At 57.1% G+C, this 19773-nt stretch carries 23 protein-coding genes; 6 read left to right on the top strand and 17 right to left on the bottom strand.

The features are described 5' to 3' along the window. Positions 1-18: 18 nt before the first annotated feature. From C1J05_RS02135 to C1J05_RS02110, 6 genes are read right to left on the bottom strand one after another with little or no spacing between them, the layout of a single operon-like run. Positions 19-288, bottom strand: coding sequence for an HPr family phosphocarrier protein (locus C1J05_RS02135; protein ID WP_114868822.1), 270 nt, complete (start codon positions 286-288; stop codon positions 19-21). 24 nt (positions 289-312) lie between these two features. Further along, positions 313-708, bottom strand: coding sequence for a PTS sugar transporter subunit IIA (locus tag C1J05_RS02130; protein WP_114868821.1), 396 nt, complete (start codon positions 706-708; stop codon positions 313-315). After that, the gene (gene rapZ / locus C1J05_RS02125) at positions 705-1610 is read right to left on the bottom strand and encodes an RNase adapter RapZ (protein ID WP_114868820.1); all 906 of its coding nucleotides are present in this window, start codon (positions 1608-1610) and stop codon (positions 705-707) included. Before rapZ ends, C1J05_RS02130 begins: the two co-directional genes overlap by 4 nt. A 2-nt stretch (positions 1611-1612) precedes the next feature. Beyond that, positions 1613-2086 (bottom strand): HPr kinase/phosphorylase, encoded by a 474-nt coding sequence (locus C1J05_RS02120; protein WP_254684679.1) that lies wholly within the window; start codon positions 2084-2086, stop codon positions 1613-1615. 3 nt (positions 2087-2089) lie between these two features. After that, a complete protein-coding gene (locus C1J05_RS02115) occupies positions 2090-3799 on the bottom strand; it encodes a sensor histidine kinase (protein ID WP_205389033.1) in 1710 nt (569 codons plus the stop codon). 29 nt (positions 3800-3828) lie between these two features. Beyond that, on the bottom strand, positions 3829-4530 hold the full coding sequence (locus tag C1J05_RS02110; RefSeq protein WP_114868819.1) for a response regulator transcription factor: 702 nt from the start codon (positions 4528-4530) through the stop codon (positions 3829-3831). 338 nt (positions 4531-4868) lie between these two features. On the opposite strand from C1J05_RS02110, the gene C1J05_RS02105 reads away from it, so the two are divergent. The 4 genes from C1J05_RS02105 (at position 4869) to C1J05_RS02090 (ending at position 9392) form a co-directional block, all read left to right on the top strand. Beyond that, positions 4869-6467, top strand: a complete 1599-nt coding sequence (locus tag C1J05_RS02105; protein WP_114868818.1) for a phosphoenolpyruvate carboxykinase — start codon at positions 4869-4871, stop codon at positions 6465-6467. A 217-nt stretch (positions 6468-6684) separates the two neighbouring features. Next, the gene (locus tag C1J05_RS02100; protein WP_114872054.1) at positions 6685-8370 is read left to right on the top strand and encodes an acyl-CoA dehydrogenase family protein; all 1686 of its coding nucleotides are present in this window, start codon (positions 6685-6687) and stop codon (positions 8368-8370) included. Positions 8371-8437: 67 nt separating this feature from the next. Then, positions 8438-8974 (top strand): TetR/AcrR family transcriptional regulator, encoded by a 537-nt coding sequence (locus C1J05_RS02095; RefSeq protein ID WP_114868817.1) that lies wholly within the window; start codon positions 8438-8440, stop codon positions 8972-8974. A 28-nt stretch (positions 8975-9002) separates the two neighbouring features. Continuing rightward, positions 9003-9392, top strand: coding sequence for an META domain-containing protein (locus tag C1J05_RS02090; RefSeq protein ID WP_114868816.1), 390 nt, complete (start codon positions 9003-9005; stop codon positions 9390-9392). On the opposite strand, the gene recO is transcribed toward C1J05_RS02090, so the two are convergent. The 11 genes from recO to folK all read right to left on the bottom strand — a co-directional run bounded on the left by recO (position 9376) and on the right by folK (position 18032). Then, positions 9376-10098, bottom strand: coding sequence for a DNA repair protein RecO (gene recO, locus C1J05_RS02085; RefSeq protein WP_114868815.1), 723 nt, complete (start codon positions 10096-10098; stop codon positions 9376-9378). The two genes, C1J05_RS02090 and recO, sit on opposite strands and share 17 nt — an antisense overlap. Positions 10099-10156: 58 nt before the next feature. Next, entirely contained in the window at positions 10157-10486 is a 330-nt protein-coding gene (locus C1J05_RS02080) for a DUF1491 family protein (protein WP_114868814.1), read from the bottom strand. Next, complete coding sequence (gene era / locus C1J05_RS02075) at positions 10483-11388, bottom strand: GTPase Era (RefSeq protein ID WP_114868813.1); 906 nt, start codon at positions 11386-11388, stop codon at positions 10483-10485. The genes C1J05_RS02080 and era overlap by 4 nt, the downstream gene beginning before the upstream one ends. After that, positions 11385-12068, bottom strand: a complete 684-nt coding sequence (gene rnc, locus C1J05_RS02070) for a ribonuclease III (protein ID WP_114868812.1) — start codon at positions 12066-12068, stop codon at positions 11385-11387. The genes era and rnc overlap by 4 nt, the downstream gene beginning before the upstream one ends. After that, the gene (gene lepB / locus C1J05_RS02065; RefSeq protein ID WP_114868811.1) at positions 12065-12901 is read right to left on the bottom strand and encodes a signal peptidase I; all 837 of its coding nucleotides are present in this window, start codon (positions 12899-12901) and stop codon (positions 12065-12067) included. The genes rnc and lepB overlap by 4 nt, the downstream gene beginning before the upstream one ends. Positions 12902-12955: 54 nt before the next feature. Next, entirely contained in the window at positions 12956-13357 is a 402-nt protein-coding gene (gene acpS, locus C1J05_RS02060; protein WP_114868810.1) for a holo-ACP synthase, read from the bottom strand. Beyond that, positions 13354-14103, bottom strand: a complete 750-nt coding sequence (locus tag C1J05_RS02055; RefSeq protein ID WP_114868809.1) for a pyridoxine 5'-phosphate synthase — start codon at positions 14101-14103, stop codon at positions 13354-13356. The genes acpS and C1J05_RS02055 overlap by 4 nt, the downstream gene beginning before the upstream one ends. A gap of 33 nt (positions 14104-14136) precedes the next feature. After that, a complete protein-coding gene (locus C1J05_RS02050) occupies positions 14137-14793 on the bottom strand; it encodes a DUF2062 domain-containing protein (RefSeq protein ID WP_114868808.1) in 657 nt (218 codons plus the stop codon). Between the two features lie 13 nt (positions 14794-14806). Continuing rightward, positions 14807-16951: a RelA/SpoT family protein gene (locus C1J05_RS02045; RefSeq protein WP_114868807.1), complete on the bottom strand. Its 2145-nt coding sequence runs from the start codon at positions 16949-16951 to the stop codon at positions 14807-14809. Between the two features lie 30 nt (positions 16952-16981). Beyond that, positions 16982-17335: a DNA-directed RNA polymerase subunit omega gene (rpoZ, locus tag C1J05_RS02040; RefSeq protein ID WP_114868806.1), complete on the bottom strand. Its 354-nt coding sequence runs from the start codon at positions 17333-17335 to the stop codon at positions 16982-16984. Between the two features lie 88 nt (positions 17336-17423). Further along, positions 17424-18032, bottom strand: coding sequence for a 2-amino-4-hydroxy-6-hydroxymethyldihydropteridine diphosphokinase (gene folK, locus C1J05_RS02035; RefSeq protein WP_114868805.1), 609 nt, complete (start codon positions 18030-18032; stop codon positions 17424-17426). 96 nt (positions 18033-18128) lie between these two features. On the opposite strand from folK, the gene C1J05_RS02030 reads away from it, so the two are divergent. Together C1J05_RS02030 and ispH are read left to right on the top strand one after the other, a co-directional pair. Continuing rightward, positions 18129-18704 (top strand): LabA-like NYN domain-containing protein, encoded by a 576-nt coding sequence (locus tag C1J05_RS02030; RefSeq protein WP_114868804.1) that lies wholly within the window; start codon positions 18129-18131, stop codon positions 18702-18704. Positions 18705-18819: 115 nt separating this feature from the next. Continuing rightward, entirely contained in the window at positions 18820-19770 is a 951-nt protein-coding gene (gene ispH / locus C1J05_RS02025; RefSeq protein WP_114868803.1) for a 4-hydroxy-3-methylbut-2-enyl diphosphate reductase, read from the top strand. Positions 19771-19773 lie beyond the last annotated feature (3 nt).

Below are 19773 nucleotides of genomic sequence, written 5' to 3'. Positions count from 1 at the left end.
CGGGTGCGCATCGCGCGCCTAGTACCCTTCGCCGAATTTGTCAGCCACCAGCATTTCCAGCGCATCAGCCAAAGCATCAGCATCCGGCCCCGATGTTTGCACGTCAATAGTCGTTCCCTTGGACGCTGCCAACATCAAAAGCCCCATGATGCTGTCACCCGAGGCCGACATTCCGTCGCGCGACACTTCGGCTGTCGCATCAAACGCCTCGACAACCTCGACCAGTTTTGCAGATGCGCGGGCGTGCAGCCCTTTTTCGTTCACGATGTTCAAACTGCGCTGGGTCATAAGGGTATTACTTTCTTGAATTTCTTACGCATCCGAAGACACATTCTGGCTGTCGATGTATTTCTTGCCGGCTTCCAGCGCAGCCCGTACCGCATCGGATACCGGCAAGTCGCGGCTTTTGGCCAGTTTGATCAGCATCGGCAGATTAGCGCCGTAAATAATCCGGCGGTCTTCGGGTTTGCAGGCGCGCAAGCTCAGGTTTGAAGGCGAGCCGCCGAACAGATCGGTGACGACAACAACACCGTCGCCGGTATCGACCGCATCGGCCGCCACACAGATTTCAGTTTGCTTTGCGTCCCGATCATGGTCCGCTTCGATTGCGATAGCCCGAATGCCCGGTTGGCGGCCCACCACGTGTTCCACCGCCGACATGTATTCCTTGGCCAGCCCGCCATGCGCGACAATAACAATCCCGATCACGCCTGTTTCTTACCCTCTGCCGCGCGGCGCTCAAGCTCGCGATGCCTAATTGACACTTGCCACCCCTTCTCCGCAAGGGCTTGCGCCAATCTTTCGGTCACTGTGACCGATCTGTGCTGGCCACCGGTGCATCCAAAGCCGATTGAAAAATGTGCTTTGCCCTCTTCCGCGTAGGCGGGCAACAGGAATTCGGTGAAATCCAGCGTTTTTTCGAAAAACTGGGCAAAGCGGGCGTCTGCCGCAACATAGTCGGCCACCTGGGCATCGCGCCCGTCGAAACCGCGTAATTCAGGAACCCAATAAGGATTGTTCAGAAACCGGCAGTCAAAAACCATGTCGATGCCGCGCGGCAAGCCGCGTTTGTAGGAAAAGGAATGCAGCGAAACAGCCATCCGTCCGGGACCGACAGGCGCGAACCAGCGTTCGACCTCGGCGCGCAAGTGATGCACGTTCAGATCGGATGTATCGATCAGGATACTGGCGCGGGCGCGGATCGGGTCCAACAGATCGAATTCGCGATCTATCCCCACATCCGGGCTTTCGGCGGGGGCCAGCGGGTGGCGCCGCCGGGTTTCGGAAAACCGGCGCAGCAAGACATCGCGGCTGCAATCCAGATACAAAACCTCGGGGGACAGGTGTGACAGTCGGGCCAGATTTTCCACCGAGTCGATCAGCGCGGTGGTTGAAAAATCACGGTTGCGCGTATCAACCCCCAAAGCCATCGGGCGGTCTTCGGCGGGACCGTCAAGAAGGGTTGGCAGCAAGCGCAGCGGCAGATTGTCGATCGCCTCGAACCCCAGATCCTCCAGAACGTTGATCGCGGTGGATCGCCCTGCCCCGGAAGGGCCGGTGACAAGCACAAAGCGGCAGCGGTTCTGATCTGTTGGTCCGGGATCGGGCATGATCACTCCTTTCGACCGTGTAACAGATATAGTGCCACAGCGGCGGGAAAATGCCCGTTGTCAGATTTGTGAACCAGCGGAACAGTGTAGGGGCCTATCTGACAGGTGCGAAATGGCGGAATGCGTTCGGTTTCAACATGATCCATCGACACCACCAGCCTGATCGGGGCGCGTTTGCACACCGGCGCGTTCAACACACCTAGGCCGCGTGCTTCAATCAATCCGGCGATAGGCTCAGGGGCGGTGGCCGTGATGCCGCCGTCTTCATCTGAAAGAAGAACCCGGTCATCCGCCACCAGTTTGGCCCCAAGGGCGATAAGTTGCAGGGCCAGCGCCGATTTTCCGCTGCCCGCCGCACCCAGAACAAGCAATCCGCGATCCTGCATCGCGATGCATGTTGCATGAACCGCGCTGTCAAAAGGAGTGTCGCCCAAGGGCGAAACAAGGCTGGTTTCACGTTTGCCGGACCGCGCCACGTGTCAGACCGGAAGGCCCACAACAAACCGCGCGCCCAGGGGATCAGACGTGATATCCGCATCGGTCGGGCGGATGTTTTCGGCCCAGATCACGCCGCCATGCGCTTCGACGATCTGTTTCGAAATGGCCAGACCAAGACCCGAGTTATTGCCGAAATGCTCGTCCGGACGCTGGGAGTAGAAGCGCTTGAAAATCTTGCCCAGCGCCTGATCGGGAATGCCCGGACCGGTGTCTTCGATCACTACCAGAACACGGTTCTGCCGTTTGCGCGCCCAGACGCGGATCGCATCGCCGTCTTCGCAGAACGAAATGGCGTTGGTGATCAGGTTCACGAATACCTGGGCCAGACGCGCCTCAAGACCGTGCACGACGATCGGATCGCCGGGCAGGTCGGAAATGAAATCGATGCCTTTTGTTTTCGCCTCTTCACCCAGATATTCGCTCAGGTTTCCAAGCATCTTCAGCAGATCAAAGGGTTCTTCCTCTTCCTTGACCAGTTCGGAATCCAGACGCGACGCGTTGGAAATATCGCTGACCAGCCGGTCAAGCCGGCGCACGTCATGTTCGATGACTTCCAGCAGCTTTTCGCGTTGGTCATCGCGTTTGACGCGGCGCATCGTACCTACGGCAGACCGCAGCGATGCCAGCGGGTTTTTGATTTCATGCGCCACATCGGCGGCAAACTGTTCGTTTCCGTCGATGCGATTGTAGAGTGCGGCCACCATACCGCGCAGCGCACCGCTCAACCGGCCAATCTCGTCGGGGCGTGCCGTCAGATCGGGGATGCGGATACGCCCGGGGTTCATCTTGCGCGCGTCCTTGTCGCGGCCCAGTTCGGCAGCGGCGGCCAGATCGGAAATCGGGTTCGCAATCGTCGACGCCAGAACAAGGCTAAGCCCGATGGACACCAACGTGGCGATCACGAACATCTGCAACACGCGTTCACGTTCGCCACGTACAAGATTATCAATTTCGCCGGCAGCGCTGGTGATTGCGACTACGCCAATGGCCTGCCCGTTGTGCAAGATCGGCGTTGTGACACTGAACAGGATGCCGCCACCCGCATCCTGTGAGTTTTCCACCTGCGTGCCATTGGCCAGTGTCGCGGGTAAAAATTCCTTCAACTGTTCCTGAATCGGCGTGTCCGCATCACTTTGACCCGAGGAAAACACACGCGACACAGCGTTCCAGATCGACGACAGCCCGTCTGTAATCAGGGTTTTGCCGTTTTCGTTCGCTCTGGTGCCACCCAGCACACCGCCGTCGGTGCGCCCTTCCGTCATGGAAATCAGGGATTCGTCGGCGTTGAAAACAAAAACCTCGATGCCGCTGCGCAGATCAAGACCCGCCAATGTGCCGGAAACGTCCAGCACATCGGTATTGGTCAGATCGACAGCGGCGTCCGCAGGCAATTGCGCCTCGAACACGTCGGCGATCAATTCCGCCTCGCTGACCAGTGCATTTGCCCGCTGCAGCGCAAGGCTGTCGCGGGACGAGTTCAGGTAAAGGATGCCGGCAACCAGCACGTTCAGCGCGATCAGGTTGAACGTGATAATCTTGCGGGCAAGGGGCGATGCCTTGAGCGAGAAGAGCCCGCGCCGTTCACGGCGCACGCGCAACTCGTTTTCGACGTTGCTGTCCGGGGCGACCCAATCGTCGCCCAGAACCACATCACCATTACGCGTGGGTGGGGCCGTATCCCGCACGGACATCCTTTCGGCCAAAGCCTTCTTCTGCCTGTTTATTCTTCGTTATATCTGTAGCCGATCCCGTAGAGTGTCTCAATCGCAGAGAATTCATCGTCCGCGGTACGCATTTTCTTACGCAGGCGCTTGATGTGGCTGTCAATGGTGCGGTCATCCACATAGACCTGATCGTCGTAAGCAACATCCATCAGCTGATCACGGCTTTTGACGAACCCGGGGCGTTGGGCCAGCGCCTGCAACAAAAGAAATTCCGTTACAGTCAGTGATACGTCACGACCTTTCCAGCTTACAGCGTGACGCAGCGGATCCATCCGCAGTTCGCCACGTTCCATCACTTTGGTTTCTTCGGTATCGCCGACGATATCGCCGGCCACCGCATCCTGACGGCGCAGCAATGCGCGGATGCGTTCCACCAGAAGCCGTTGCGAAAAGGGCTTCTTGACGTAGTCGTCCGCGCCCATCCGCAGGCCAAGCACTTCGTCAATCTCGTCATCTTTCGATGTCAGAAAGATCACCGGCATGCTGGTTTTCTGACGCAGGCGCTGCAACAGATCCATTCCGTCCATACGCGGCATTTTGATATCAAGCACGGCCATATCAGGCAGTTTCTTGTTAAAGGCATCCAGAGCGGCCTGGCCGTCATTATAGGTTTCGACCTCAAAACCTTCTGCCTCAAGAGTCATGGATACAGACGTCAGGATATTCCTGTCGTCGTCCACCAATGCGATTTTCGACATGGTAAATTTCCTTATTCTGCTCGTTTTGCCTGCTTTTTTCGCGATACTTCACTTTTTCAGTGCTTAGAATCAATCTTTAACTGCGAATCGGCTGGGCAATCGTCTGCGATTTCTCCAAAAAATTCTTACGAATGACTAAATTGTCTCACAATCGGACATTTGTATGGCCAGTTTTGGCTATTGTTGCGAAAAACTAACCAATGGTGGCGCTAACTCGGAAAAAGCGTCCTGTTCATGCCTGAATCCGCCATGCTAAGAGGCCGCAACAGTGTAACACGCCTAATGCGGCGGCACGTGTTTGCCACAGTTCCGCATGCGCCCACAGGAGACCAAAGCACATGAGTTCAGGACGGGTTAACCCAAAATTTCGCCTCGAAGATCAAGGGATCACAGAGCTGGGCAATGTACATTACAACCTGATTGAACCATCCCTGATCGAAGCGGCACTGCGCAACAACGAAGGCACGCTGGGCAAGGGCGGCGCGTTTCTTGTGACAACCGGAAAATTCACCGGACGATCCCCCAAAGACAAGCATGTGGTCAAAACAGACAGTGTTGCTGATACGATCTGGTGGGACAACAACGCCGAGATGAGCCCGGAAGGCTTTGATGCGCTTTATGCCGACATGCTGGAACACATGAAGGGGCGAGACTATTTCGTGCAGGATCTGGTGGGCGGTGCCGATGCGGCCCATGCCATAGATGTACGCATGATCACCGAACTGGCGTGGCACGGGTTGTTTATCCGCCATATGTTGCGCCGCCCCGACCGTGAAGATCTGGACGATTTTGTGGCGGATTTCACTGTTATCAACTGCCCCAGCTTCTCGGCGGACCCAAAACGCCACAATTGCCGGTCGGAAACCGTAATCGCGATGAACTTTGACAAAAAGCTGATCCTGATCGGCGGCACGGAATATGCCGGTGAAAACAAGAAGTCGGTGTTTTCACTGTTGAACTACCTGCTGCCGGAAAAAGGTATCATGCCGATGCACTGTTCGGCCAATCATGCCCATGGTAATCCTGTGGATACTGCCGTGTTCTTCGGCCTGTCCGGCACCGGCAAAACCACCCTGTCGGCCGATCCGGCGCGCACGCTGATTGGCGATGACGAACACGGCTGGTCCAACCGTGGCACCTTTAACTTTGAAGGCGGGTGTTATGCCAAGACCATCAACCTCAACCCCGAGGCCGAACCCGAAATTTACGCAACCACCGAAAAATTCGGTACTGTGATCGAAAACATGGTGTTCGATCCCGACACCAAGGAACTGGATTTCGAAGATGACAGCCTGACGGCGAACATGCGCTGTGCCTATCCGCTGCATTATATATCTAATGCTTCCGCGACGGCGTTGGGTGGCCATCCGAAAAACGTGATCATGCTGACCTGTGATGCATTTGGCGTTCTGCCCCCGATCGCGCGGCTGACACCAGCGCAGGCGATGTATCACTTCCTGTCTGGCTTTACATCGAAAGTGGCAGGAACGGAACGCGGCGTGACAGAACCGGAACCGACGTTCAGCACCTGTTTCGGAGCCCCGTTCATGCCCCGGCGCCCAGAGGTTTATGGCAACCTGCTGCGCGAAAAGATCGCAACACATGGTGCTACATGCTGGCTGGTGAACACAGGATGGACCGGTGGCGCCTATGGCACGGGCAGCCGGATGCCGATCAAGGCGACACGCGGCCTGCTGACGGCTGCTTTGGAAGGATCGCTGGCCAACGCGACCTATCGCAAGGATGCAAATTTCGGATTTGAAGTGCCCGTTTCGGTGAACGGAGTTGCGGATATCCTGCTGGATCCACGCAGAACATGGGACAACCCGGAAGCCTATGACCGTCAGGCCGCGAAACTGGTCAAGATGTTTGCGACCAACTTTGAGCAATACGTGCCTTATATAGATGACGACGTGAAAGCCGCTGCAATCGGCTGATCGACAGACAGGGGCCGGATGATCCGGCCCTTTTCCGTTGCGGCATCAGGATTGCGCGGTTTTTGGGCTGAAATTGCGCAGATGCCCGACCGAGAATTCAAAAATTACAAAAACTCGCGCGCAACAATTGAACAAATGGCCGCACGTCCTAGCATTTAAGTTGCGCTGCACCTGCGAAATGATTATCGGGGTGCGAGCCGGAAAAAGGATGTTTGCTATGCCCCACGACGGACAGGATATTTCGATGACTGCCACACCTGTGTTGGACAACCTGATCACATTGACCGCCAAGGCGCTGCCGCCTGTTCAATCCGTACTTGAGACAGCGCGGACCAAGGTTCTGGACCTGGTCAGCGAGGATGGCCGCGTTTCGGGCGCGCAGGTGGAAGAAAACCAGACCGCCGCACACGGGCTGGCGTGGCTGGCCACCTATGTCCAGTCGCTGCAACAGATGCAAAACTGGGCCGAACGCCTTGTGGCCGATGGCAAGTTTGGCGAAACCGAACAAATCATCCACCAGATCGCATTCGGCGAATACCTCTGGCAGATTTATGGTGGCATCCCGATGTCGCAGGGCGAAATGCTGCGCCCGCAGGATATCGGCCTGTCACAGGACGATATGCGCGCCATGATGACCCCCGAGGTTCAGACACTTACCCAATCGGGCAACACCCAAGCCGCGCGCACGCGGCTGGTTGAACTTATGCAGGAACATTCGGCAAATACCATGGTCGGCACATCCGGTCTGGATGACGAGCTGGAAATGATCCGCGAGCAGTTCCGCCGCTTTGCCGTGGAAAAGGTTGAACCCCACGCGCATGACTGGCACCTGAAGGACGAACTGATCCCGATGGAGATCATCGAAGAGCTGGCCGAAATGGGTGTGTTCGGCCTGACAATTCCTGAAGAATACGGCGGCTTTGGCCTTTCCAAGGCCTCTATGTGTGTCGTGTCCGAAGAATTGTCGCGCGGTTATATCGGGGTCGGATCGCTGGGCACCCGGTCGGAAATCGCCGCCGAACTGATCCTTTGCGGAGGCACGGAAGAGCAGAAACAAAAATGGCTGCCGCGTCTTGCCTCGGCTGAAACCCTGCCCACAGCCGTATTTACCGAACCCAACACCGGATCAGATCTTGGGTCTTTGCGCACCCGCGCGGTGAAAGACGGTGAAGATTACAAGATTACCGGCAACAAAACCTGGATCACCCACGCGGCGCGCACCCATGTGATGACGCTGCTGGCGCGCACCAATCCCGACAGCACCGATCATCGCGGGCTTAGCATGTTTCTGGCGGAAAAAACGCCCGGTACGGACGAACACCCGTTCCCGACCGATGGTATGACCGGCGGCGAGATTGAAGTGCTGGGATATCGCGGGATGAAGGAATACGAACTCGCCTTCGATGGTTTCCACGTCAAAGGTGAAAACCTGTTGGGCGGGGAAGAGGGCAAGGGTTTCAAGCAATTGATGGAAACCTTTGAATCCGCCCGTATCCAGACCGCTGCGCGCGCCATCGGTGTGGCGCAATCCGCGCTGGATATCGCAATGCAATACGCGCAGGACCGCAAACAGTTCGGCAAACCGCTGATCGCGTTCCCGCGTGTCTCCGGCAAGCTGGCGATGATGGCGGTGGAGATCATGATCGCGCGCCAGCTGACCTATTTCAGCGCCAGTGAAAAAGACGAAGGACGTCGCTGCGATCTGGAGGCGGGTATGGCCAAACTTCTGGGCGCGCGCGTCGCATGGGCCTGCGCCGACAACGGATTGCAAATTCACGGCGGCAACGGTTTCGCACTCGAATACAAGATCAGCCGCGTGCTGTGCGATGCCCGCATTCTGAACATCTTTGAAGGTGCGGCAGAAATACAGGCACAGGTAATTGCGCGCCGTTTGCTGTCATAGCGTCAAACATACGTATACGTATGTATTATCGTATTGCGCCTCACCATACGCTATCGTACGGTAGGGCATGAGCAAACCACGCCTGACAAAAGAAGCCTGGATCAACGCCGGACTTTCCGCCCTGAAAGAACACGGGCCGGACGCGCTTAAGGCCGAGGCGCTGGCCCGCAGGCTTGGCACCACAAAGGGTTCGTTTTACTGGCACTTCAAGGATATTCCAGCCTATCATGACGGGCTTTTGGATGTGTGGCTGGCCAGTGCCGTGGATGATTTTTCCGCGACCCTGAACGCCGCCGAAACCGCGCCACTGCAACTGCGCCAGATTGCGAAGGCACCTGATGGCGACACGGCATTATCAGACCCGCAAACCGAAGCCGCCCTGCGCGCATGGGCGCAGGGAAACCATACGGTTGCGAATGTTATCGCCGAAGCGGATGAACGACGCACGCAGATGATCACGGATTTGCTGCGCCAGTTGGGTGTGACAGATAGTGATTTTGCCGCTGTCCTGTTTGCCGCCCGCATCGGGCTTCAGATGCAGGACCATCCGCGCCAGAGTGAGGCCATCGAAAAGCTGGTTGATCTGATCCTTGCCCTGCGCTGAGGCACCGACGAAAAGGGAAGTATTGAAAATGCGTCTGACACTCTGTGCCGCAGCTGTTGCACTGTCCGCCTGTCAGGGCGATGAAACCGTAACGGCCTATGGCGGTGCGGGAAAAACATGGGTGCTGCGCGAAATTGACAACGCACCGTTCACGGCGCGGACAACGCTGACCTTTCCAGAGCCGGGTCAGATCACCGGCCAAGGCCCGTGTAACGGGTACAGCGCCACGCTACGCGTTCCCTATCCGTGGTTTGATGCGGAAAACCTGATTTCGACAAAAATGGCCTGCCCCAATCTGGCGCAGGAAACGGTCTATTTTCAGTCTCTGGATGCCATGAGTCTGATCGAAGTGCTGGGCGATGTCATGTTGCTGTCCAACGAGGCGGGGCGACAGATGGTGTTCAAAGCCGGCGGTTGAAGGCCGCTACAAATCTGGCACGCGCATCGGGCAACGGCTTGTTGCCCAGTTCGGGCGCCAGCCGCTGTTCCAGAAAGTAACCTGTTGTATCAAAGGCCTGCGAGATTTCGGAATCCGGTGCCGTCCCGATCCCGCGCAGGCAATCGGGAAGCGCCAGCATCCGGTCAGCCCATTCGCCCGCCCCTGCACGCGACACCGCGCGCCCGCTGCGCGGCGATACATATACCAGATCGTCCGTGGCCCCCGTTACCGCGCAAACGCTTAAATCCAGCCCGAACCCCATATCTTCCAGCAGGGCCAGTTCCCAGCGCAGATAGGCCAGCGGCCAGATATCGCCCTGATCCAGCAGGTCCAGCACCTGTTCGCTGCGCGCATAAAGGTTCTGATGCGCCTCGCGTTCGGGCAGACAGAACGCCAAAAGGGCGGTAACGGCGTTCAGTCCCGCCAGGGCCAACCGATCCGACATCGCGCCGGCACGGCTGCGGATTGGTTCGACCGTGTAACTGCCGATATGATCCTCAAGCCGCGCGCGCCAGGTCACATCAAGCTGCGCGCCCGGTTGCAGGATCGGGGCGATTTTCCGGCTGGTGCCGCCACGTACAACACCGGCATGCCGCCCGTGGCTTTCGGTAAACACCTCGACAATCGCCGAGGTTTCCCCGTGGCGTCGCACGTTCAGTAAAATGCCATGATCGCGCCATTCCATAGCGGTACTTTAGCGTGCCGACGTGCTGTACGTAAGCCGCCGGATCACAAGGCAGGCGCTATTCAAGGCCCGGTTCATCCAGCAAATGGCGCCCGTCACGATCTTCGACCTCGATCACCCAAAGATCGGGATCAAAACTGCGCTGCCGGGCGATGGCGCTGTCTACTTCCGGTTCCTGGCCGGACAAAAGGCTGTGCCATTGCCGCGCACCTGACATCAGATCAAACCCGCGTTGAAAGCAGGTTGCATTGCCATCAAGTGTGTTCAGCTTGACCAGAACCGCCCCCGCCGTGTTGTCGCCATGCGCCACCACGTAGGCGGGGATGTTGTATTGCCGCAACCGCGCCAGATAGGCCTGCACCCAGAATTCTGCCGTCAGGCGTGTCATTCATTACCGTCTTTGAAATCCAGCCCCATTTCAGAATAGCGTTCGGATTCCTCAAGCCAGTTGGGCCGCACCTTGACCTGTAGAAACAGATGGATCTTGCGATCCAGAAACGCTTCCAACTCGGCGCGGGCCGCCTTGGATACGGCTTTGATGGTTTCGCCCTTGTTGCCCAGAACAATGCCTTTGTGCCCGTCACGCATCACATAGATGATCTGATCGATCCGCGCGCTGCCGTCTTTGCGTTCTTCCCAGTTTTCGGTTTCGACCGTCAACTGATAGGGCAGTTCCTGATGCAGGCGCAGCGTCAGCTTTTCCCGGGTCATTTCCGCGGCAATCATGCGCATCGGCAGATCGGCAATCTGGTCTTCGGGATAGAGCCACGGACCTTCGGGCAGGGCTTCGGCCAGCCATTCGCGCAGGGCGTCGACGCCGTGGCCCTTTTCCGCCGAAATCATGAAGGTTTCGGCAAAATCAAAACGGTCGTTCAAATCCTTGGTCAGTCCCAAAAGCACTTCGGACGCAACGCGATCGATTTTATTGATGGCCAGCGCCACAGTGCGGCCTTTGCCGATTTCTTCAAGACCGGTCAGGATACGTTCCACCCCTTCGGTCACGCCGCGATGCGCCTCGACCATCAGCACGATTACATCCGCATCCGATGCTCCGCCCCAGGCGGCGGCAACCATGGCGCGGTCCAGCCGTCGTTTGGGCTGAAACAGTCCGGGTGTATCGACAAACACGATCTGGGTGTCACCCTGCATCGCCACGCCGCGCACGCGGGCGCGCGTGGTTTGCACCTTGTGGGTCACGATCGAAACCTTGGCCCCGACCATACGGTTCAGCAATGTCGACTTGCCCGCATTGGGCTCTCCGATCAGGGCGACAAATCCGGCGCGGGTCATGGTGTTTCCAATCGGGATAAAAGAGTCTTGGCAGCCGCTTGCTCGGCCTGCCGTTTCGATCCTGCGGTCGCGGTTTCGGTCTGCCCGTCAGCCAGCGAAACCTGAATGGTGAACACAGGCGCGTGATCCGGCCCGGTTCGCTTGACCTCGGTATAAGACGGGGGCACCTGCCCGCGGGCCTGCGCCCATTCCTGCAACGCAGTTTTGGCATCACGCGCGTCTTCTTCTACTGCGCCGATGCGACTGCCCCACAAGCGCAGGATCATCGCTTGCGCGGCATCAAAACCCGCATCCAGATAAACGGCTGCAATCACCGCTTCCATGGCATCGCCCAGCAGGGCCTGCTTGCGCCGTCCGCCTGATTTCATTTCGGACCGGCCCAGCTTCAGAACGGCGCCCACATCGATATCGCGTGCGATATCGGCGCAGGTTTCCTTGCGTACCAGCGCGTTATAGCGCGGCGCCAGCGTGCCTTCGGGCGCGGATTGATCATGTTCCAAAAGCGCCTGTGCCATCACCAGGCCCAGGACGCGGTCGCCCAGAAACTCAAGCCGCTGGTTATCGTCGCGCGTGGGCGAGGACATGGAAGAATGTGTGACCGCGCGCACCAGTAAATCAGGACTGGAAAAACGGTGCCCTATCCGCGTCTCGAACGCATGCAAGTCGGATGAAAGCTTCAATCGATCCTCTTGAAATACCGGTCCGACCGCCACGTCCAGAAAAACAGCATGGAACTGCCCGCTGACGAAAACATGATCCGGTCTGCCCGGCCAATCAGGTTTTCGTAAGGGACAAACCCGACGCCACCAACGCGCTGGTCAAGCCTGCTGTCCGAGGAATTATCGCGATTGTCGCCCATAAAGAAGTATTCGCCGGCCGGAACTGTAAACACACCCGTATTGTCAGAAGATTGTGTCGTCACGTTCAGAATGGCATGCGATACGCCGTTGGGCAGTGTTTCGATCTGTCGTGATTTCTCGCAGATGCCACCTTCGCCAACGGGGCCGTTTTCACAGCGCGGGCGCAGCCGTTGCGGGCCCTGCGCGATGGCGGGTTCGCTAAACACACCGTCGTCCTGCAACTCGACCGGATTGCCGTTGATGTGCAAAACAGAATTCTTCATCTGGATCGTATCACCGGGCAAGCCGATCAGCCGTTTGATGTAATCCTGACCGGATACGGGATGGCGGAACACCACAACATCACCGCGTTCGGGATCACCGCCAAACAAGCGGTTGTTGCTGCCTTTGAACACGCCGCAGATGTCTTCGGCGTCCACATTCAACCCGACAGACGGAATGATCAGGCTGGGGCAGGATGCATAGGAATAGCCATAGGCCATTTTGTTCACGAACAGGAAATCACCGATCAACAGCGTTTCCTTCATCGACCCTGAAGGAATCCAGAAGGGTTGATAGAACAACGTGCGAAAAACGCCGGCAATCAACAGCGCGTAAACGATCGTTTTGATCGTTTCGACAAATCCGTTTTCTTTCTTCGCCTTGGCGGACATTTTCGCCTCTCCGATGCCGGTGATATTGCTGCGCTACATGCGGGCGCAGCAGGGTTAAGTCAAGGGACGCGCCTCGATCAGGACAAAGGCCTGCGCCCAGGGGTGATCATCAGTCAGGGTGACGTGAATGATCGCTTCGTGCCCCGGCGGCGTCATTTCCGCTAGGCGTTGCGCCGCCCACCCTGTGACAGTCATCACAGGTTGTCCGCTGCGGATGTTGCTGACGGCCATATCCTTCCACGAAATGCCCATGCGCAATCCGGTGCCCAGCGCCTTTGAACATGCCTCTTTCGCCGCCCAGCGTTTGGCATAGGTGCCTGCGGTATCCTTGCGCCGTTCGGCTTTGCGCTGTTCGGTTTCGGTGAACACACGGTTGCGAAACCTGTCGCCAAAGCGATCGAGCGTGCCCTGAATACGTTCGATGTTGGCAAGATCGGTCCCGATGCCAAGGATCACTTTCGCGCCTCGTCCATCAATCTGCGCATTTCGGCAATCGCCGGTTCCAGCCCGCGAAAAATCGCCTCTCCGATCAGGAAATGGCCGATGTTCAGTTCCATCACCTCGGGAAAGGCCGCGACCGGCGCGACCGTATCATAGGTCAGCCCGTGTCCGGCGTGCACCTCAAGCCCCAGAGAGTGGGCGAACGCGGACATATCTTCCAGTTTGCGCAGTTCTGTCTGGCTGGATTTGAAATCACCTTCGGCGAAATGATCGCAATAGGCCCCGGTGTGAAGTTCGATTACCTGCGCCCCGATCCGGTGCGCGGCTTCGATCTGGCGCCGGTCTGCGGCAATAAAGATCGACACCCGGCATCCCGCATCGCGCAGCGGCGCAATGTAGTGGGCCAGATGGTTTTCTTCGCGCGCCACTTCCAGCCCGCCTTCGGTGGTGCGTTCTTCACGCTTTTCGGGCACGATGCACACCGCGTGGGGTTTGTGGCGCAATGCAATCTGTTGCATCTCGGGTGTGGCCGCCATTTCAAAATTCAGCGGAACCGTCAGAATGTCCATCAGACCTTCGATATCGGCATCGGAAATATGGCGGCGGTCTTCACGCAGATGTGCGGTTATCCCGTCCGCACCCGATTCCTGAGCGATACGCGCGGCACGCAGCGGATCAGGGTATTTCCCGCCACGCGCATTGCGCACGGTTGCCACGTGATCAATATTTACGCCCAGTCGCAATTTACCTGTCGATGTCATCCTGTGGCCCTTTCTGTCGTGTTACCGGCGCGCCTAATCCGCTTTGCGCTTGGCTTCGGCCTTGGCCGCGGCCTTTTTCTTGATCGCGTCAAACTTGGCCTTTATCGCGCCTTTTCGGCGTTTTTGATAGGCCCGGATCAGCGGCACACTGAGATAATACATTATGGTTGCAGTGATGACGCCGGGCAGTATGCCACCCACCAAATAGGGAAAGAACACTTCGTCATAAAAGACTTCAAGTCCGGTCCAGTCCATGTCCTGACTGGTAAAGAACGCCACAACGTTGTCTTTCAGATCACGCCCCGCATCAACAAATTTCCCCCCGAACGAACGGTGTTCGCCTTCTTGAAATTCAGTGCCCAGCATCCAGTGCCCTGTTTTCAGCGACACAACTCCGATCGGGACATAGGTAAGCGGATTGCCGAAAAACGTGGCCATCAACGCCGCCAGAATATTGCCCTGCATGATACGCGACACCAAGGCCGCCACAATGAAATGCAGCCCGTAAAACGGGGTAAATGTGGTGAACACACCTGCCCAGATGCCGCGTGCGATCCGTTCGGGAGAATCGGGTAAACGGCGCACCCGATGCTTTACATAGTGAAACGCCCGCGCCCAGCCGCCCTTGGGATAGACCATGTCTGCCGTCCCGCGCAGCAGGCTTTTTTTATCGCGACGTTTGAAAACCAAAAAACCGGCGTCCTTACTTCTTGTCTTGTTCCGCCACGGCCTGAACCGCAGCAGGATCACGGAAACGTTCTATTGCGGCGACATGACTTTCCGCTTCCAATGCCAGCATCACGGAATGCAAATGTTCAACATCCCTGAGTTCCACATAGATCAGCAGACGGTAAAAGTCAGGCTTTCTATCCAGAAATTCGAGATTCGAGATATTGGCCTTTTGCTCTCCGATCAATGTGCAAATCCGCCCAAGCACGCCAGCATCGTTGCTGATCGTCAAATCCAGCGTTGCAGTATAGATAGGTGGGTGGCTGCCGCTGTGCCAGTGCAGGTCCAGCCAGCGGTTTGGCTGGTCCTCGTATTCCGTCAGACGATCGCAATCAATGGCGTGGATCACAACCCCCTTGCCGCGAAAGGTGATGCCGACAATCCGTTCCCCCGGCAGAGGTTGGCAACAGGGCGCACGATCAAAATTCTGACCCACATCCAGACCGATAACGGCGCGGCGTTTGTCGATCTGGTCGCTCACATCCGGCACCAGATCAGGATAGACGGCCTGTACTACGCTGTGACCGTTCAGTTCCGCACTGCCCAGACGGGCCAACAATGTTTCGCGATCATCCAGCCGAAGATGCCGTGCGGCGGTTTCCAGAACCTTGTCGGTGGCCTTTTTACCAACATGTTCAAAGGCAGAGCGCGCCAGTTCGTGCCCCAGCTTGATGAACCTGTCCCGATCAACTTCGCGGAGGGCGCGCCGGATCGCCGACTTGGCCTTGCCCGTTGTGGCAATTTCCAGCCATGTCGCCTGGGGTATCTGGCCTTCGGCGGTGATGATTTCGACCGACTGGCCGTTTTTCAGTCGCGTCCACAACGGCACGCGCAATCCATCAACCTTGGCCCCCACACAGCCACTGCCGATGCGGGTGTGGATCGCATAGGCATAATCTATCGGGGTCGCACCGCGTGGCAGTTTGACCACATCGCCCTTGGGCGTGAAGCAAAACACCTGATCCGAATACATCTCGAGCTTGACCGCTTCGAGGAAATCCTCGTGGTCCTCTTCGGCATCGAACTGTTCCGTCAGCGACGAAATCCATTTGGCCGGATCAACCGCAAACGGGTTGTTGGCGCGTACGCCATCGCGATAGGACCAATGTGCCGCCACGCCGGTTTCGGCCACATCATGCATCTGGCCAGTGCGGATCTGCACCTCGACCCGTTTGCCATCACGGCCCGAGACCGTGGTGTGGATGGAGCGGTAGCCGTTGGTTTTCGGCTGGCTGATATAATCCTTGAACCGGCCGGGAACAGCCCGCCATCTTTGGTGGATCGCCCCCATCGCGCGGTAACAATCCTCTTCGCTTTCGGTGATCACGCGAAACCCGTAGATGTCGGACAGGCGCGAAAACCCCTGTTCCTTTTCCTGCATTTTGCGCCAGATCGAATAGGGTTTTTTGGCCCGCCCGAACACTTCGGCGAGTACATTCGCCTTGTCCAGTTCTGTACGCATGTCGCCTGTGATCCGGTGGATCACGTCTCCGGTTTCGCGTTGCAGCGTGATAAAGCGCCGGATGATGCTGGCGCGCCCTTCCGGATTCAGAACACGAAACGCCAGATCTTCCAACTCTTCGCGCATCCATTGCATCCCCATACGTCCGGCCAGCGGCGCATAGATGTCCATGGTTTCGCGTGATTTCTGCACCTGCTTGTCGGCGCGCATCGATTTGATCGTGCGCATGTTGTGCAGACGGTCGGCCAGCTTGACCAGAATGACGCGCAGATCCTTTGACATAGCAAAGAACAGTTTGCGGAAGTTTTCGGCCTGTTTAGTCTCGGTGCTGGACAATTGCAGATTGGTCAGCTTGGTCACGCCGTCAACAAGGATTGCCACCTCGTTGCCAAACAGATCGGCCACTTCGGAATAGGATGCCTTGGTGTCTTCGATCGTGTCGTGCAAAAGTGCCGTAATAATCGTGGCATCATCCAGACGCTGTTCGGTCAGAATGGCCGCGACGGCAACAGGGTGCGAAAAATAGGGTTCGCCCGAATGGCGAAACTGACCCGCGTGCATTTCCAGCCCGTAGTCATAGGCCGCGCGGATCAGGGTATCATTGGTTTTCGGGTTATAGTTACGAACCAGGGCAATCAGGTCGTCTGGTGCAATCATTTCCGGTTCGTGCCCTATTTATGGGCAGGCTTAGCCCTGCCCTTGCGCTTCCATCAAAGCGCGCAGCAAATTCTCTTCGGACATGTCGTCCTCTGCGGGCTTGTCCACTTCGGACCCCATCAAAAGCGCCATTGCGTCTTCTTCCGGTTCGTCCACTTCGATCTGGGATTGGTTGCTTTCGATCAGACGCTCGCGCAGTGCATCGGCCGATTGCGTTTCTTCCGCGATTTCACGCAGTGACACGACGGGATTCTTGTCATTGTCACGATCCACGGTCACCGCCGAGCCGGCCGAGATTTCGCGCGCACGGTGTGCCGCAAGCATAACCAGTTCAAATCGGTTCGGAACCTTATCGACGCAGTCTTCTACAGTTACGCGGGCCATGGATGCTCCAATGTCTCAAAAATCGGTCAGAAGAGGAGTATTTAAGGGGGTTCGGCGCCATTGACAAGCGCTTTTCCAAGTTAAAATGTCACAGTTTCCTGACTTCTGCCCGCGCGGCGTCGGGCAGCGCGGCCAACATCTCGGAAATCGTTGTTCCAAGAACCGGATGCACCCACTGGGCGGCCACATCTGCCAAAGGAATCAACACAAAGGCCCTGTCCTGTAGCCTTGGATGGGGCAAAACAAGCTGATCCGGGGCGGCATTTGACTGCGTTTCCGGGGGCAAGGCGCGCCAGTGGTCATGGGTTTTTCTATCCGGTATAACGGCGGTGTCATAGGCAACCAGATCAAGATCCAGCGTGCGGCGCCCCCACCGTTCGATTCTCTGTCGCCCGAACGAATTTTCGATTTCATGAAGCGCATCCAGCGTTTCGCGGGCCGTCAAACCTGTAGTTAACGCTACGGCAGCATTTATGTAATCAGGGCCGGCCCCTGCCGGAAAACAAGGTGTCTTGTAGAACCCGCTGATCGCGCGGATATTCAGGCCAACTGATTGAAATTGTTGTACAGATTTTGAAACAGTCTCGATGACTTCCCCAGCGTCAGATGGAATATTCCCACCAATCGCCACCAAAGCAAGCCTGTCCTGCACCGGCGAGAGACCGCCGATAACTGCGCTGCTTTGGGCTTGAGCCATGCCGAAAATATCCTAAATAATGAGCATCCGTTTCGCACATTTTAAAGCTCACTCACGGAAATCACAGGCGAAACGGGTTTTTTGAAAGGATAATTTATGTTCTACAAGGACGAACGGCTTGCGCTGTTCATCGACGGCTCCAATTTGTATGCCGCTGCAAAATCCCTTGGCTTTGATATTGATTATAAACTGTTGCGTCAGGAATTTATGCGTCGCGGAAAGCTTTTGCGGGCTTTCTATTACACGGCACTGCTTGAGAATGACGAATATTCGCCGATCCGGCCCTTGGTCGACTGGCTGAATTACAACGGGTTCTCGATGGTAACAAAGCCCGCCAAGGAATACACAGACAGCATGGGGCGGCGCAAAGTCAAAGGTAACATGGACATCGAACTGACCGTCGATGCCATGGAACTCGCGCCTCACATCGATCACATGGTTCTGTTTTCCGGCGACGGCGATTTCCGCCCGTTGCTGGAAAGCATGCAAAGACAGGGCGTGCGTGTTTCGGTGGTTTCGACCATTCGCAGCCAGCCTCCGATGATCTCGGATGATCTGCGTCGTCAGGCCGATAATTTTATCGAACTGAACGAATTGAAAGACGTGATCGGGCGTCCGCCGCGCGAACCCTATGTCGCGCCGGAAAGCGTGTACGATCTGGAAGCCACCTGAAGACCTGAACCGGAACGGGCCACTCACCCCGTTCCGGTTCGATCATTTTCGGCAGCATGCCTCCCTTTACGCACGGCCCGCAAAGATTTACGTGTTCCTTTCAGGAGACACGCACATGACCAAACCCGCCTTGACGCTTTACCTTGCCGCCCCGCGCGGATTCTGCGCCGGCGTGGACAGGGCCATCAAGATCGTTGAACTGGCGATTGAAAAATGGGGCGCACCCGTCTACGTGCGCCACGAAATCGTTCATAACAAATTCGTTGTGGATGCCCTGCGCGACAAAGGCGCGGTCTTTGTCGAAGAACTGTCGGAATGCCCCGATGACCGCCCTGTCATTTTTTCGGCCCATGGCGTGCCGAAATCGGTTCCTCACGCGGCAGAAGTGCGCAACATGGTCTATGTCGATGCTACCTGCCCGTTGGTCAGCAAGGTCCATATCGAAGCCCAGCGCCATTCCGATAACGGGCTGCAAATGATCATGATCGGTCATGCGGGCCACCCTGAAACCATTGGAACAATGGGCCAGCTCCCGGACGGCGAAGTGCTGCTGGTGGAAACAGTGGACGACGTTGCAAAGGTACAGGTGCGCGATGCGCAGAAACTGGCCTTTGTCACACAAACCACTCTTTCCGTGGATGACACCGCCGATATCGTCGCCGCGCTGCACGTCCGTTTTCCAGCCATCGTCGGTCCGCACAAGGAAGACATCTGCTATGCCACGACCAACCGGCAAGAGGCGGTCAAGGCAATGGCGCCGCACTGTGACGCGATGCTGGTGGTTGGCGCACCCAATTCATCCAATTCGCAACGCCTGGTCGAAGTGGGCCGCAAGGCGGGTTGCGGCTATGCCCAGCTTGTCATGCGGGCCGCCAATATCGACTGGCGCGCTTTGGATGGCATCCGCTCTGTCGGTGTTACGGCCGGCGCATCTGCCCCAGAATTGCTGGTGAACGAGGTGATTGACGCGTTCGAACAGCGCTATGACCTGCGGGTTGAGCGGGTGGAAACCGCCAGCGAAAACGTGGAATTCAAAGTTCCGCGCGTTCTGCGCGAACCGGCATAAAGG

The sequence above is a fragment of the Sulfitobacter sp. JL08 genome, assembly GCF_003352045.1.
Lineage (GTDB): Bacteria > Pseudomonadota > Alphaproteobacteria > Rhodobacterales > Rhodobacteraceae > JL08.
Note: the sequence above shows the minus strand (reverse complement) of the source record. Positions and strands in the feature narration are given on the sequence as shown.

What these genes read in the sequence shown, in the direction of transcription:
- C1J05_RS02135 (WP_114868822.1), bottom strand. Translation starts at nt 288, where the DNA reads ATGACCCAGCGCAGTTTGAACATCGTGAACGAAAAAGGGCTGCACGCC.
- rapZ (WP_114868820.1), bottom strand. Translation starts at nt 1,610, where the DNA reads ATGCCCGATCCCGGACCAACAGATCAGAACCGCTGCCGCTTTGTGCTT.
- C1J05_RS02115 (WP_205389033.1), bottom strand. Translation starts at nt 3,799, where the DNA reads ATGTCCGTGCGGGATACGGCCCCACCCACGCGTAATGGTGATGTGGTT.
- C1J05_RS02110 (WP_114868819.1), bottom strand. Translation starts at nt 4,530, where the DNA reads ATGTCGAAAATCGCATTGGTGGACGACGACAGGAATATCCTGACGTCT.
- C1J05_RS02105 (WP_114868818.1), top strand. Translation starts at nt 4,869, where the DNA reads ATGAGTTCAGGACGGGTTAACCCAAAATTTCGCCTCGAAGATCAAGGG.
- C1J05_RS02100 (WP_114872054.1), top strand. Translation starts at nt 6,685, where the DNA reads ATGCCCCACGACGGACAGGATATTTCGATGACTGCCACACCTGTGTTG.
- C1J05_RS02095 (WP_114868817.1), top strand. Translation starts at nt 8,438, where the DNA reads ATGAGCAAACCACGCCTGACAAAAGAAGCCTGGATCAACGCCGGACTT.
- C1J05_RS02090 (WP_114868816.1), top strand. Translation starts at nt 9,003, where the DNA reads ATGCGTCTGACACTCTGTGCCGCAGCTGTTGCACTGTCCGCCTGTCAG.
- recO (WP_114868815.1), bottom strand. Translation starts at nt 10,098, where the DNA reads ATGGAATGGCGCGATCATGGCATTTTACTGAACGTGCGACGCCACGGG.
- C1J05_RS02080 (WP_114868814.1), bottom strand. Translation starts at nt 10,486, where the DNA reads ATGACACGCCTGACGGCAGAATTCTGGGTGCAGGCCTATCTGGCGCGG.
- era (WP_114868813.1), bottom strand. Translation starts at nt 11,388, where the DNA reads ATGACCCGCGCCGGATTTGTCGCCCTGATCGGAGAGCCCAATGCGGGC.
- lepB (WP_114868811.1), bottom strand. Translation starts at nt 12,901, where the DNA reads ATGTCCGCCAAGGCGAAGAAAGAAAACGGATTTGTCGAAACGATCAAA.
- C1J05_RS02055 (WP_114868809.1), bottom strand. Translation starts at nt 14,103, where the DNA reads ATGACATCGACAGGTAAATTGCGACTGGGCGTAAATATTGATCACGTG.
- C1J05_RS02045 (WP_114868807.1), bottom strand. Translation starts at nt 16,951, where the DNA reads ATGATTGCACCAGACGACCTGATTGCCCTGGTTCGTAACTATAACCCG.
- rpoZ (WP_114868806.1), bottom strand. Translation starts at nt 17,335, where the DNA reads ATGGCCCGCGTAACTGTAGAAGACTGCGTCGATAAGGTTCCGAACCGA.
- folK (WP_114868805.1), bottom strand. Translation starts at nt 18,032, where the DNA reads ATGGCTCAAGCCCAAAGCAGCGCAGTTATCGGCGGTCTCTCGCCGGTG.
- C1J05_RS02030 (WP_114868804.1), top strand. Translation starts at nt 18,129, where the DNA reads ATGTTCTACAAGGACGAACGGCTTGCGCTGTTCATCGACGGCTCCAAT.
- ispH (WP_114868803.1), top strand. Translation starts at nt 18,820, where the DNA reads ATGACCAAACCCGCCTTGACGCTTTACCTTGCCGCCCCGCGCGGATTC.